This window comes from uncultured Cetobacterium sp. (assembly GCF_945952365.1).
GTDB lineage: Bacteria > Fusobacteriota > Fusobacteriia > Fusobacteriales > Fusobacteriaceae > Cetobacterium_A.
In genome coordinates, this window is the sequence record NZ_CAMFHX010000026.1 from 1 (window position 1) to 14,882 (window position 14,882).

Genomic DNA, 14,882 nt, shown 5'->3' on the forward strand with positions numbered 1-14,882 from the left:
TACCTCAAAGGATTGGAGTAGTTTCAATAAATTTTAAGTTAACAGAAACTTAATAATAGAAGGGGGGCATTATGATTAAACGAAAAAATGAATTAGAAACCAAAGAGATTGAAGGATTAAGAGGTGGAGTTGGAAAATTAAAAATGATTGAAATCCTATCTAAAGATGAACTTCAAAATGAAGGAAAACTTTTTAGTAGAGTCATTCTAGAGAAAAATTCATCTATCGGACTACATAGACATGTGAACGACTTTGAAGTCTACTATATCTTAAAAGGAGTTGGTCTAGTAGAAGAGGAAAGTGGTACTTATACAGTCAATGAAGGGGATGTGGTTTATACTTGTGATGGAGAACAACACTCTTTATTAAATGTCGGAGATTCTGAATTAGAGATGTTAGCTGTTGTTATCAATAATAACTGCAATTAATAGAATTTTAAATTAAGAAATAAAACTCCCTTTAAACTAAATAGATTTTCATTTCATCTATCCAGTAAAAAGGGAGTTTTTTAAAAGTATTTATTTTATAAAATTTTCTCCCGGTCTTAAAGCAGTTTTATCCACAATTATTTCGTCATCATAACGATAAAACTCAACTTTAAATTCAACAGCTCCTGTTAAAATAACACGATGATATCTCTCAGGATAAATAACTAACGGATGATTTGAATCAACTGTATAAACTTTGTCCTCTTCATCCTCCCAAACATAGTTTAATTCACCTTTTCTCACTACAAGATATCCCAATTTATTTTTAGGTGCCATATGGTTTTTTAAAATATCTGGAAATACATTTTCCTCTGTCATAAAAGGTGTCTCTCCAACTTTATCTAAATCTTTTGGTAAAACAGAGTTATCATATAATTATAGCAATAGGTAAGGTTTTGACGTTATCTCCACCTTTTCCCCTGCTCCACACCGTGCATGCGACTTTCACCGCACACGGCGTTCCATCATAATTTTAAATTTTATTTATATTTAGAAAGTGTTTTTAATATTCTTGCATAATTCTCATTGTCTTTATAGTAATCCTCTCTATTTTCGCTTTCTAGTAAGGCTTTGAATGAAGAATCTAGTAACATTAAATTTTCAAGGTCATCACTTCCTCCATGTTCTCTTGGGACTAGCCTATGAACATAAAAGTTGTCGTTACCTGCGATATATTTTCCTGTTACTTCACAAGTTGAGTTTTTTTGGAGTCTCAAGATTGCTCTTATTTGAGGGTTTTCAATTTCGTTTATCTCAATTTGTTTCTCTACATTCATAACTTTCTTTTTCGCTGAAAATAGTTTAGGTATTTTAAACTTTATAGCTTGTAGCGTGAAAATTGTTGTTCCTGCTACGTTCCATACTTTAAAGTTGTATCCTTTATAGCGGAGTTTATATTTCTTATCCTTTTTCCCAGATGGTTTCCCTAATCTGTTCATTAAGGATTTATTAACTATATAGCCAATTTTACTAAAATCTATATTTACCATTGTTGCCATGCGATAATAATTTTGAATTCCTAGTATTATTGAATTAAATTTTAAGACTTGGGTGGCAGTTCGTCTTCTTTGAAGCTCTTTTATCTCTTCTCTGATTAAGGTTAGGATAGCTTTTCTTGCTTTGTCAGATATATATGACCTCACAGTTAATCTATTTCTATTCTTAACAGCTTTGAATTTTATTCCTAAAAAGACACTAAACTCTTTTCTTAGATTCACTATTTTTGATTTCTTTTCTGAAACTTCTAGTTTCAATCTATCTTTTAAGAATATTTTAACAAGTTTAAACATCTTGTCCGCTGATGCTCTATCTCTACAAAAGAGTTTAAAGTCATCTGCGTATCTAACAATTCTAACTTCAGTTAAGTTTGTACCTTTCAAAGCTACTTCTTTATTTCCAAGAGTAGAGTTTCCACTTTCAGCATACCTTTTATTAGTGATAAAGTTTTCTTATCAATAGATTTAAATCGTTGAAGTTGTTTTATCAGCTTTTTATGATTTATATTATCGAAAAATCCTTTTATATCGATATCTACAACAAAATGTAGCTTTGCAATATTTATCATATGATAGCAAGTTGCTATCGCATGCTCCGCACTACGTTCTGGTCGGAATCCAAAGGAATTTTTATAGAATCTTTTTTCAACTATTGGTTCTAAAATCTGTTTAAAACACAGTTGTACTAATCTATCATATATGTTTGGTATTCCTAGCGGTCTAAACTCTTCATCTCCTTTTGGAATCTCTACTCTTTTTACCATTCCTGGTGTGTATCTGCCCTTTAAATCATATTTAATTCGTTTTACTATTTCATTTTTAATTTTTAATATATCGCTTATGGTTTACGACCATTCATCTATTAATTCTAAATTAAAACAATTTTAAAATTATTGACTTGGGGCTATCCGTCCACCACTTATTATCATGGTTTCATTCGTACTGTGCCCCTACTCTCACAAGACTAAAGAAATTTCGTTAAACCCTTAACTTATATTCACCAACCCTCTAACTAGGTTTTTGTTGTGTCTTGCTTTCCACGTTCCATATTTTCTATCATTAAATCTACTTAGGTAGTTTCTATAGCCCTGTAAGCTGGATACTGCCTGTAACAGTATAGCGAGTTTCATAATATTAATTTTTACTAATCGCCACTTACCCCACAATTTTGCGGGTGCAACATTTCTGTTGTATAGAAGTTTAGAGCTGTACATTCAAAACTTTGTCAGCACATGCGTGCATTCTTACCTTATAGACTTGACTCCCGATCTATCATTATCTCGACCACCTCTGGTTCGCATTTCCTCATCATTACATGTTAGGGATAACTCTCAACCGACTTCACCGAGCTTTACACCATTAGATTTAGTTAGAACCTAATCGCATATCGGAGTATTAGAGGAAGCATTTCAGGGCGTTACTCCATCATTCTACTTCTCGAAAATACAGTTCTCTGTTATTTCACTTATTCTTAAGCTACTTTTAACATGTCGTAACTTTTCATTACGAAACGTGTCGCACTAATATCATCTTTATTTTTATAGCTATTCTTCATAATTTCCACTCCTTTATCTTTATATACAAAGTATACAATAAAGGTGTCATAACTTCAGTAACATATGTTACTATTTTAAATCTATTTTGAAACTTTTAATTCATAGATAGCTATAGAGTTTGAAATCTCATTTGATGAGATTAATAATGGCTTTCCTGTAGGTGACTTTTCTGAAGCTACAAATTTTAACCCTTCAATCCCTACATCCCCTTTAACATCTTCAGAGTAATCTCTTCCAGAGAAGAATCCAGCAAACTCAGGTTTTGTAGCATCTGTAATATCAAATGTTACAACTCCTCCAATTCTTTCTAATCCTACAAAAGCAAATGTTCTTCCATCTATTGTTCCAATCTCAACATCTTCTGGTTCTGGACCTTTAGAGTTATTTCTTGAGTATGGCTTTATATTTGTATTACTCGAATTGAAATATTGAGGTAGATATTTTTTAGTAATCTCTTCTAACTGATTTCCTGAATCAAATACAAGTTTTACTCCTCCATCTTCCACTTTGAATATAGAAAATGATCTCGCTCCAAACGAATAAAGTTTATCATACTCGCCTTTCTCATTTAAACCTCTAAACTTACTAATTTTTAAATTCTTCATATCCTCTGTAACTGGTACATTTATTTTTTTACCCGCTTCTAATAATTTTCCTATAGTAGAGTCATCTTCTACAAATAATCCTTTACCATAATCTCTGGCGTCTCCCTCATTTGCAGTTATTAAATAAGTACTATTATTTTGATTAATAACTTTTATTCCATCTGGTTGATACATTCCAAAGACATTTCCTGTAACTAAATTTGGACTATTTTTTCCAATTGCAAAACTATTTTCTGGTTTTGAATGGTCTTTTACTCCCATAGATTCAATCCAAACGAATTTTCCAGCCTCGATATCTATTTGTCCAATCGCACTATCCTCTTGGAATGAAACGTATGCAAATTTTCCAGCTTCATCTATTGTGATATATTCTGGCTCTAAAGCCTGACTGTATGTTGGTTTATGGGGAGCAGCTTTAACATATTCGTCTAAATTCGCTTTTAGCTCTCCTTTTATTAGTGCTTCATCTATTTTAACTTCTATAACTCTTCCTTTATCCAAACCTTTCGATAAATCTAGAATAGAAACACTTCCTTCTGGATCAACTTTAAGTCCTTTTCCTGGCTCTCCTTCATTTGCTACAATAACTTTTAAACTATCGGGTGTGATAGCTAAATTATCTGGTAAAGCTCCAACTTTGTAGTGAGCTATATAATCTCCTTCTAAACTTGTTATAACTATATACCCATTTTCTGTTGTTGGATTTAAAGCTACTGATAATGCCAAGAATTTTCCATTCGGACTAACTTTAATGCAAGTTAAATCACTAACTTCCTCAGTTGTTCCTATAAATTTTTGAATATCTACTCTTTTAGAAAGATTGAACTCCTTCTCTTTATTTTTTAACCCATCCACTTTAACAATATCTAAAGATGGTTTTTGAATATCCGTATTAGTTCCATTTGCTACAAATAAAGTATTATTGTAAAAGTCAACTATATCGATTGGCCCCCCTGCTCCTATTGGTGCACCTTGGAAATGTCCAACCTTCTCCATTGATATCTGTGCTGAATATGATGTAGCAGCAATTAATAATGCTCCTATAGCTGTTAAAATTTTCATAACCCCTCCAAAATCTATTTTATAATACTTTAAATTATCTCATATCTATGTAAAATACATATATCTTTCTTGTTAAAAAATTGTAAATAAAAAAAATTGAAATAAAAAAAGGAAATTAATGACCCTACAAGTATAAGATATCATAAAGTGTTTTCAGATTTTTTTAAAAGTGTTTTCTTTGATTGTTTTTTTACTTCATTTAAAGAAAAAAGTCTCTAAATCCCCCCAGAGACTTTTTTCTCTTTTTTGTACTGGTATATCTAAATAAAACAATTGTAATCTTAAAAAACTTGTGATATATTAATAGTTGGGGATATTAAATTTTTAAATAGAAAAAGGCAACTTCAATTTTTTAAAGTTGCCTTTTTATTTACTAATTTTTATTTATTTTTAGCTGCCTCTTCTCCTGCTATTTTTCCAAAAACAGTTATCTCTGCTAAAGCATTTCCACCTAAACGATTACTTCCATGAAGTCCACCTGTTACTTCTCCTGCTCCAAATAATCCTGGAATAGGATTTCCTGCTTTATCTAAAACTTGTGCTTTTTCATTGATTTCAATTCCACCCATAGTATGATGAACTGTTGGAACACGTGGTCCTGCATAGAATGGTGCCTTATCCAATTTATTTGCAAATAATTTTCTTCCAAACTCATCAGTTTTATTTTCAACAGCAACATTAAACTTATCTATTGTATCTTTTAATACAGCTGGGTCAACCTTAATTTTAGCTGCTAACTCTTCTACTGTTTCACCTTTAAATGCTCTACCTTTTTTCACTAAATCTTCTATCGTTTCGTTGAAGTTATTTTTTCCTTGCTCAGTTGGGTAAGTGTGTGCATCAACTATAGTCCACATATATGCATCTTCTTGTTCAAATAGTGCATTTGTCATAACATCTCTACGTTCATCCTCTGCAACAAAACGCTTTCCTGATTTATTTACAAATATTCTATCCTCAACACTTCCCTCTATATTTCCACTTAAACTTCCACTTACAGGATCTCCCATCGGAAGAAGTTGGATATATTGTAAACCAACTAAGTTTGCTGCTGCTTTTTCAGCTGCCATTAACATAACCTCTCCTGTTGCTCCTGGATGATTTGTTGTAGGAATAGCCTTTGTAAGTTTTGAGTTATATTGTTGACGAAGTTCAACATTAGCACCAAATCCACCTGTAGCAATAACAACACCATTTTTAGCTTTTGCTATAACATTCTCTTTTCTACCTACTGCTTTCACTCCTATAACTTTTCCATTTTCTAATATTAAATCTTCAACTTTTGTATCTGTAAGTACTGTTATTCCTTTATTTTTAGAGATATAATCCTCATAAGTTCCTATGAATCCTGTTCCTAAAGGTTTTTCTGGTTTGTGACTTCTTGGATATAAAGCTCCTAAAACTGTAAATATCTCATCTTTGAATCCCATTCCTAAGCTTTCTAACCACTCAATTCCTGAATATGAATTTTCAACAAAAGTTTTTATTAAAGTTGGTTTTCCTAATTTATCTCCACCTTCAAATGTATGTTTATAATGTAAATCCACTGAGTCCTCTATTCCTAACGGTTTTTGTCTCTTTGGGTCTACAGCATTATATGCTGATCCTGCTATAAGAGTATTTCCTCCAACTCTTGGCATTTTTTCTAAAACTAATACTGTCGCACCATTTTGATGAGCTGAAACTGCTGCTGCTAAACCAGCTCCTCCACCTCCAACTACAATAACATCTGCATTATATTCTCTATTTTCTTTCACTGTATTTGTTACAACTTTTTTTCTCAATGTATTTAAATCCCCACCTGCTGATCTAAGTGCTCTTGTTATAGCAGCAATTACCCCTTTACTTGTTGCTGTAGCTCCTGCAACCTCATCTACCCCAAGACTTTGATACTCAACAACCTCTGCTGGAATTCTTTCTAAAGCTACATCTGATATAAGTGGACTCTCATCATGCTTTACTATTCTTACACTTTCTATTTTTTCCGAATTAACTTTAACCTCAACTTGGATATTATCCTTATATCCTGGTGCAGACCCTATATATGTTCCTGGTTTAAAATTAGATGCTACCGCAAATTTTGAAATAATAAGTGTCGATAAAATTAATTTATCAATCATTTTAAATTTCATATCTCCTCCCGTTTTGCGCAATCGGTTGCGCATTATTTTTTATGACTATACTACTATAAATTTTATAAAATGTCAATTTTTAAATTGTTATGTAATAAAACAATATATTTAAATATGAAAAAATATAGTGTAAAATGAAAAGGCAGTCATTAAAAGTTTATGGAGAAAAATATGAAAAAAATTACATTAAAAGATATCGCTGCTAAAACTGGATATAGTATTTCTACTATTTCTAGAAGTTTAAGTGATAACAATCGAATCCCTTTAGAAACAAGGGAAGAGATTAAAAGAATAGCAAAAGAACTTAATTATACAATAGATATAAATGCTCGAAATCTTTCTAAAAAAAGCTCAAATACAATTGGTATTTTTATGCAAGATGATTTTTTTAAAATACCTCACAGTACATTTACAAATGTATTTTGGAGTACCCTACACGAAGAGATACAGTTAAAAAAGTATGAACCAGCTTTATATCTTTTTAAAAATACTGAAGATTTTAAAATTAAGGTTTCACAGCTTTTCAATAGTGGTCTTATAGATGGAGTAATAATTTTCTCAAAGATATTAACAAATAATGAAATCGAATTTTTAAAAGAGATGAAATATCCTTACTCTCTTCTTTATTATGGCCCTGAAAAATATTCTGAGGAGGTTTTTACTGCCGACAATTACAGTTCTGGAAAAATAATAACTCAATACCTTTTAAGTCGAAATTTAAAATCTATAGTCACAATAACAACTGATATGACCCCAAGTTTTAAAATGAGAACTTTAGGTTTTAAACACGCTTTAGAGGAAAATAAACTAGTTTTCAATGAAAATCTAATTATAAAATCCTCTCCATCTTTTGAAAATGGAGTAGCTATAGCTCAAGAGTTATATAAAAAATTGGATACAATCGATGCTATATTTGCTCAGCACGATATATGGGCTTTAGGATTAATAAAAGGATTTAATGATTTAGGAGTTAAAATTCCCGAGGAGATATCTATTATTGGACATGATAATTTAAGTTTTAAGAATTGGTTTTCACCCGAACTTACAAGTTTTACAATTGAAACTAAAAAAATATGTATTGATGCAATTGAAAGTTTGATTGAAGACAAAATTTATCGAAGAAAAAAAATTCCCATTTCTAAAACTTTAGGAACACTTGTCCTCGGAAAAAGTGTAAATTAATATACAGATAAATAAAGGAAGTTAAAACTTTACTCTGTATAAAAAATCAAGAAAATCTAACTCAATAAGGAGGTTTAAAATGAAAAAATTAATTGTAGCTTTTTTATTTAGTTTAGTCTTCATTGCTTGTTCTAATACAAATGTTAATCCTACTCCTGCAACTACAGCTGTTATGGAGATGGATCAAATGGATACGAATAATTTCGGTCCAAAATTAGATGTAGATACTTTTAACTAAAAAAAGAAAAAACCCAAGAAAATTAATCTTTTTAAAGATAAAATTTCTTGGGTTAAATTTATTTTAAAAACTTTTTAGATGAATCCATTTTTTCCTAAATTTGATAAAAACTCATACTTCTTTATTATATCAACTATCTTTTTTTTACTCGGATTATTTTCTAATTTCTCTAAAAATTTATAATTATTAACTAAATCTAAAAAATTAGATAATGCATCCAAATGAGTATCTTCATCTTGAGAAGTAAAAGTTAGCATTGTTTTTACAGGTGTATTTTCTGGAAAAAGTATATCATTTCTAAAATTTAATAGAACCATTTTACTTTTAAAAACATTAGCAATATTTTTACTATGTGGAAGAGCTACTTTATTACTCATAACCATATATGGACCAAACTCTTTTACTCTCTCTATTATACTCTCAATATAAGTTATATCGCATATTTTATTTTCAATCATTATTTTGCCTGCTAGTTTAATTGCCTCTTCCCAATCTTCACACTCTACATCTAAAAGTATATCTTCTAACATATCAGATAATTTTAGTTCGTCACTATCGATATCATTTATTAAAATCTCATTCATCAATATTGATAAATCTTTTACTAAAACATTTTCATTTTTTACTACTCCATTTCTTTTAAAAATTTCCAATAAATCTGATAGGAAAATACGATTTTTTCTTTTACTTAATCCAACATTTTCAAGTAAAGTTATATCCTCCTTAGATAATATTGTATTTATAGTTATACAGGGTTTTCTAAGATTAATCTCATCCATATTTATAGTTCCCACTATAAGATCTACATTTTCTAAAATATAATCTTTTAATTTATAAAACGGAATAACCTCAACAATATTAACTGCAAAATTCTCATTTATTTGCTGTGATAACAATTTTGATGTTCCGTATCCCGAGCTACAAACTACTAAGATATTATTTTTTCTATTCTCAAGTTTATTTGTTCTATCCAAAGCTGCTTTAAAATGAATAGCCAAAAAAGCGATTTCATCTTCTGTGATCTCCAATCCTATAAAGTTTCTCAATGGCTTAATCGATTTTTTAGTTCCCATGAAAATTGGCTTATAAAGCTTTAAAAAATCTTTTAAAATACTATTTTCTAAAACTTGATTATTTTTTAATCTATGAATAGTAGGCTTTAAATGATTGATGATTCCCTTTAATAAAACTTTATCTCGAGATAGATTCACTCCCATATTTTCAGAGAACATCTTAATTATTTTTTTAGCTATTATATCAATCTCTATCCAAAACTGATAGCTACTATTTTCAGTTGAATAGCAATGACTTCCTAAAAAATAATCTGTTAAACGAACTTTTTCATTTGAATTAATTTTTACTTTGTATTCAATCTCTAAAATATTTAGAAACTTATTTACTTCCTTATATTCTTTTAGTCCTTGAAAAAATACCTGATTTTCAATTTTAGATATATGCTTTTCTTTTTTCAATCTATCAACAGTTATTAAAATATAGTTATATAAATTTATATATGGTTCATCTGATATTACATGCTTTGTACTATCCATTATCGATTTTAAAAATATTTCTATTTTTTTCTTATCTATTTCTTCATAATACTTTTCAAGAATACTTGAAAAGTAAACATCTTTTGAATACATCAGTATGAATTTCAATTGTGCTTTTCTTACATTCTCCTCTTCACCAACAAGTATTAAACCTTTCTGTACCTCAATTTCTAATTTTAATTCATCTTTTTTTAAATTTTCTCTAACTGTTTTTAGAATATTTTTTATACTACTTCTACTAATTCCTAGCTCATCCTCTATATTTTTAAGGTTTATTCTTTCTAAAAATAAAACCTTAAACATTATAATCTCATCCTTATATTCTATTATATCCATATTTTTTATAAATTTATCAACTACCATTACTAAAATATTTAAATTTGTATAAGATATTTTCCCTTTTTCAATTTTTTCAATCTCAGGATGATTATTATTTTTTAATATTTCATTTATTTTATCGATATCATATCGTATGCTTCTTTCATTTATATATAAAAGTTCTGAAAGTAACTTATAACTAATTTTCCCATTATATTTTATAATATATTTAAGAATTTTAATCTCTCTTTTAGTCATTATTTTCTCTCCATTTTTTTAATTTATTCTATCACAATTTATACATTTTTTCTAATTTTAAACCATATAAGGTTAAAAAAAATCATATTTTTTTGAAAAAATATGATTCTATTCTTTTTATTTTTAATTTGATATCATAAAATAAAAATAAAACTTAGGAGGTTTTTATGAATTTTAATAATTTAATCAACAATAATTTAATTCTTTTAGATTCAAACTCTTCAAATAAAACTGAAGTAATCAAAAAATTAGTTGATCTACTTGATGAAAATGGAGCTCTTATTAACAAACACGAATTTCTTAAAGCTGTTTTACTTAGAGAAACTAAGTCTCCAACTGGATTAGAGGATGGTCTTGCTATTCCTCATGGAAAATCATCTTCTGTTAAAACTCCAAAAATTGCTGCTGCAAGATTAAAAAATAAAATTAAAGATTGGGAATCTGTTGATGAAAGTAATGAGGTAGATTTAATTTTTTTAATAGCTATTCCTGATTCAGAAAAAGGAACAACACATATTGAAGTTCTTTCAAATCTTACGACTCTTTTTATGGAAGATGGATTTATAGATTCTCTTAGAAATGCTAAAAATAAAGATGAGTTCTTAAATATTATTTTAAAAAATGAAAATATTAATAAAAAAGAAAGAGTATTTGAAAATTCAAACAATGAAAATAACTCACTTAAATTTAAAGTTAACAAATTAAAAGAGCATCTTCTTTTCGGAACTTCACATATGATTCCATTTATTGTTGCCGGGGGAGTACTACTTTCTCTTGCTGTTATGTTATCCGGAAAGGGAGCTGTTCCTGAAGCTGGGTTTTTAAAAGATATGGCTGATATGGGTATTGCTGGACTTACTCTTTTCACAGCTGTTCTTGGTGGATATATCGCCTACTCGATTGCTGATAAACCTGGTTTAGCCCCAGGAATGATTGGTTCATGGATAGCGGTTCAAAACTATAAAACTGGATTTTTAGGAGCTATCATAGTTGGATTTATAGCTGGTTTTATTATCAATTTACTTAAAAAAATTAAACTTCCTGATAGTATGAAGTCTTTAGGTTCAATCTTTATCTATCCATTAATTGGAACATTTATAGTTTGCGGTATTGTTATGTGGGGAATCGGTATCCCAATAGCTACTATGATGACAAGTATGAATGCATGGCTTGCTAGTATGGCTGGTAGTGGTAAAATTGCTCTTGGTGCAATTCTTGGTGGAATGACAGCTTTTGATATGGGAGGGCCTATTAATAAGGTTGCTACACTTTTTGCTCAAACTCAAGTTGATACTCAACCTTGGTTAATGGGTGGAGTTGGAATAGCAATTTGTACTCCTCCTCTTGGAATGGCTTTAGCTACTTTCTTATCTCCTAAAAAATATACAAAAGATGAAAAAGAAGCTGGAAAAGCTGCTGCTATAATGGGGCTAATTGGAATTAGTGAAGGTGCAATTCCTTTTGCTGCTGCTGATCCTATGAGAGTTTTACCTGCTATAGTTGCTGGTGGAATTGTTGGAAATATTACTGGATTTGTAATGAACTCTATCAACCATGCCCCTTGGGGTGGTTGGATTGTTTTACCAGTAGTTGAAGGGAAATTTGGATATATCCTTGGAACAATTCTAGGAGCTTTAACTACAGCTCTGATTGTTAATACTTTAAAACCTATCGCTTCTGAAACATTAGAAGAAGAGATAGAAGAATTAAATTATGAAGCTGTTGTAGGTGAAGGAGAAGCTGAAGTTTTAGCTATAACATCTTGTCCATCTGGAGTTGCTCATACATTTTTAGCGGCTAAGGCTCTTGAAAAAACTGCCTCTAAAATGGGAGTTAGAATAAAAGTTGAAACTCAAGGAGCTAACGGTATCGTAAATAGAATTACTCAAAAAGATATCGAAAATGCTAAGGTTATAATATTTGCACATGATGTAGCTATTAAAGAACCTCAAAGATTCAAAAATATAAAAATATTAGATGTAAAAACAAAAGTAGCAATTCAAGATCCTAAAAAATTAATTGAAGAAAGCTTACAATAATAATACTTAAAAGGAGACTTCATATTTTGATTATAGAAGTCTCCTTTTCCTATTTAAATATTTTTCAATAATTTACATCATTTTTTATTTTTCCATCATAAGACATTAGAATATATCTATCTTTAACATAATTTTTAACTTCACTACTCGTTAAAATTTTAAGCTCCTCCTCTCTTTTGTAACTATATGAGCTAGTTTCTAATAAAGTAGTATCCACAATAGCCGGATGACACATAAATTCAATAACTTCAGTATCTTTAGTATCTATTAGAGAATAAAAATTACTTAACGAAACATTATCCTCATAGAATTCACCAATCAACTCATCATTTTTTCTATACTTCAAATTATATTTTTTTGATATAACTTGAATAGCCTCAAAAGCTTCTTTAATTCTAATATGAATATGATGATGCGAATCCATATGTGTTGGCATTTTCCCACACAACTCTTCAAATCTAAAAATCTGTGCCTCAATCTCCCTTATAAAATCTTCTTTCCTACCACTTTCTAAAAGAAGTTTATATCTCTTAAAATTTCCTTCGCTATCAGTCAAAGAAGATACTCCAAAAAGAGATTTTCCTTTATCAAAAGTTAAATGTATACCTAAACCTAAATTACTATAATTTTGATATAGTTCAACAGCATGTTCTGCGTAAGGTTGATTAACCATCAGCGTCGTTGAAGATAAAATTCCATTTAAATATGCTTCTACAATTCCCTTATTAACACCAGGAGATAATCCGAAATCATCGGCATTAACAATTAGTTTTTTCTTCATATGTAAAACCTCCACTGTTTTATAGATGATTTTTTATTCTTTTTGTTTTATAATAGTCGAAAATGATTTAATATAAGTATATCATTTAAAATTTTATTGTAAAGTTAATTTTTTTTCACAATTAAATAGTAATACTTTGTAGGAAATTAAAGATATTTAGAGAATAATTATCTTAGAAAATAATTACAATATAAATCTACTAAAATGTATTAAATTTAATACATTTTATCAGGAGTGAGGACTTTATGAGAACACATATCTTTTTTATAATCTTACCTATTTTAATAACAGGATGCTTAGCAACCCCTAAAGTTACTGAAACTCCTATCAAAACTTTAATCACAAAAAATAAATCACAAAATAACACTGTTTTTTTTAAATCTCATGAGTGGTGGGTAAATGCAAATAATCCTGAATTAACCTTTCTTATTAATGAAATTTTAAAAACAAATAGCGATCTTAAAATCTCTAAACTTAATATTGAAAAAGCTATATACACTTTAAACTCCACAAAAAATTCAAATTTTTCTAGTGTCGATTTAGGTGCTGATTGGAATCGAAACCATGTTTTGACATCTAGTGTTAAAACAGACTTAGATATTAAAAATATTAAAAATAGTGATACCATCGACCTTGGTTCTGTAGGTATTCAAGCAGAGTATATTTTTGATATTTGGGGGAAATTTGATGCTTTAGAAAAACAAGCACAATATTCAAAACTAGCAACAGAACTTCAAAGCGAGTGGAGCACTCTCACTCTTTCAACTCTTGTTGCAAATCTCTATGGAAAATATATTTTCCTTGTAAAAGAGGAAAACATTTTTCAAAAAAAATTAAATATTGCAGAAGAAATTTTAAAATATCAAAATATTCTTTATCAAACTGGTCTTGGAAATAACGAAAATATTTCTATCGCTAAAAACAATATTCTATCTTTAAAACAAAATATTGTTGATATAAATACACAAAAGGTGATATTAAAAAATAGTTTCTACACTCTTGTTGGCGATGTTAATTCAGAAACTATTGATAACACATTAGCTAAAATAGATTCTAATACACATAAATTCGATTATTTTTTAGATATTCCTAATTATATTGATTCTGATATAGCTATAAATAGACCAGATGTGAAATATTATTTAGCTTTAATTAGTTCAGAAAAAGAAAATTTAAAATCTTTAAAAGCTGATTTTTATCCTAGATTTTCTATCACTGGGAAATATTTATATCAAAATATAAATGTTCAAGATTTGTTGAAAGCACACAGTACATTATGGGAGATGGGACCAAGCTTATACCTGCCTTTATTCAATAGAAATACACTTACTCAAAACTATAAAATTGCTGGGGTTAATCTAAATATCTTTATTGAGAACTATAATAATAATCTAATCAAAGCTTACCAAGATATCAATAACAGTCTCAGTATTTTAAAAACATCAAAATCAAATAATTTACTCGAAGAAAGTAAATATAAAAATATAAAATCCAATTATTTGGATAGCAATACTCTTTATAAAATTGGAAGTATATCAAAGCTCGAACTTTTAAACTCTGAAAATAATTTACTTGATACTGAATTAAGTTACATTGAAAATAACTTTAATCTGTATACAAATCAAATTAACTTAATTGGGTCTATCGGTGGCTACTATAAAAATGAGGTGAAATAAAA

The 14,882-nt window shown here is 29.1% G+C and carries 12 protein-coding genes; 5 read left to right on the forward strand and 7 right to left on the reverse strand.

Annotation, left to right across the window (positions count from 1 at the left end; translation table 11 throughout):
• The first annotated feature begins 71 nt into the window (after positions 1 to 71).
• Positions 72 to 428, forward strand: coding sequence for a cupin domain-containing protein (locus Q0O83_RS09160; protein ID WP_294096424.1), 357 nt, complete (start codon positions 72 to 74; stop codon positions 426 to 428).
• Between the two features lie 90 nt (positions 429 to 518).
• Here the strand turns inward: Q0O83_RS09160 and Q0O83_RS09165 are convergent, their stop codons facing one another.
• From Q0O83_RS09165 to Q0O83_RS09185, 5 genes are all read right to left on the reverse strand, one after another.
• Positions 519 to 806: a DUF1971 domain-containing protein gene (locus tag Q0O83_RS09165; protein ID WP_294096425.1), complete on the reverse strand. Its 288-nt coding sequence runs from the start codon at positions 804 to 806 to the stop codon at positions 519 to 521.
• 161 nt (positions 807 to 967) lie between these two features.
• Complete coding sequence (locus tag Q0O83_RS09170) at positions 968 to 1,867, reverse strand: hypothetical protein (protein ID WP_294096426.1); 900 nt, start codon at positions 1,865 to 1,867, stop codon at positions 968 to 970.
• Between the two features lie 2 nt (positions 1,868 to 1,869).
• Entirely contained in the window at positions 1,870 to 2,247 is a 378-nt protein-coding gene (locus Q0O83_RS09175) for a reverse transcriptase domain-containing protein (RefSeq protein WP_294096427.1), read from the reverse strand.
• Positions 2,248 to 3,119: 872 nt separating this feature from the next.
• Positions 3,120 to 4,706 (reverse strand): choice-of-anchor I family protein, encoded by a 1,587-nt coding sequence (locus Q0O83_RS09180; protein WP_294096428.1) that lies wholly within the window; start codon positions 4,704 to 4,706, stop codon positions 3,120 to 3,122.
• Between the two features lie 380 nt (positions 4,707 to 5,086).
• A complete protein-coding gene (locus tag Q0O83_RS09185; protein ID WP_294096429.1) occupies positions 5,087 to 6,838 on the reverse strand; it encodes a flavocytochrome c in 1,752 nt (583 codons plus the stop codon).
• Between the two features lie 171 nt (positions 6,839 to 7,009).
• Here Q0O83_RS09185 and Q0O83_RS09190 point away from each other — a divergent pair, with 171 nt between their 5' ends.
• Both Q0O83_RS09190 and Q0O83_RS09195 read left to right on the forward strand, forming a co-directional pair.
• Positions 7,010 to 8,020, forward strand: coding sequence for a LacI family DNA-binding transcriptional regulator (locus Q0O83_RS09190; RefSeq protein ID WP_294096430.1), 1,011 nt, complete (start codon positions 7,010 to 7,012; stop codon positions 8,018 to 8,020).
• A gap of 79 nt (positions 8,021 to 8,099) precedes the next feature.
• Entirely contained in the window at positions 8,100 to 8,258 is a 159-nt protein-coding gene (locus tag Q0O83_RS09195) for a hypothetical protein (protein WP_294096431.1), read from the forward strand.
• A gap of 74 nt (positions 8,259 to 8,332) precedes the next feature.
• Here the strand turns inward: Q0O83_RS09195 and Q0O83_RS09200 are convergent, their stop codons facing one another.
• Positions 8,333 to 10,384, reverse strand: a complete 2,052-nt coding sequence (locus tag Q0O83_RS09200; protein WP_294096432.1) for a BglG family transcription antiterminator — start codon at positions 10,382 to 10,384, stop codon at positions 8,333 to 8,335.
• Positions 10,385 to 10,551: 167 nt separating this feature from the next.
• Here Q0O83_RS09200 and Q0O83_RS09205 point away from each other — a divergent pair, with 167 nt between their 5' ends.
• The gene (locus Q0O83_RS09205; protein WP_294096433.1) at positions 10,552 to 12,423 is read left to right on the forward strand and encodes a PTS fructose transporter subunit EIIC; all 1,872 of its coding nucleotides are present in this window, start codon (positions 10,552 to 10,554) and stop codon (positions 12,421 to 12,423) included.
• Positions 12,424 to 12,487: 64 nt separating this feature from the next.
• On the opposite strand, the gene Q0O83_RS09210 is transcribed toward Q0O83_RS09205, so the two are convergent.
• Positions 12,488 to 13,204 carry a carbohydrate deacetylase gene (locus Q0O83_RS09210; protein ID WP_294096434.1) on the reverse strand — a complete coding sequence of 239 codons (717 nt, stop codon included), beginning with the start codon at positions 13,202 to 13,204 and terminating at the stop codon, positions 12,488 to 12,490.
• A gap of 245 nt (positions 13,205 to 13,449) precedes the next feature.
• Between Q0O83_RS09210 and Q0O83_RS09215 the strand changes: the two genes are divergently transcribed.
• Positions 13,450 to 14,880: a TolC family protein gene (locus Q0O83_RS09215; protein WP_294096435.1), complete on the forward strand. Its 1,431-nt coding sequence runs from the start codon at positions 13,450 to 13,452 to the stop codon at positions 14,878 to 14,880.
• Positions 14,881 to 14,882: the final 2 nt, after the last annotated feature.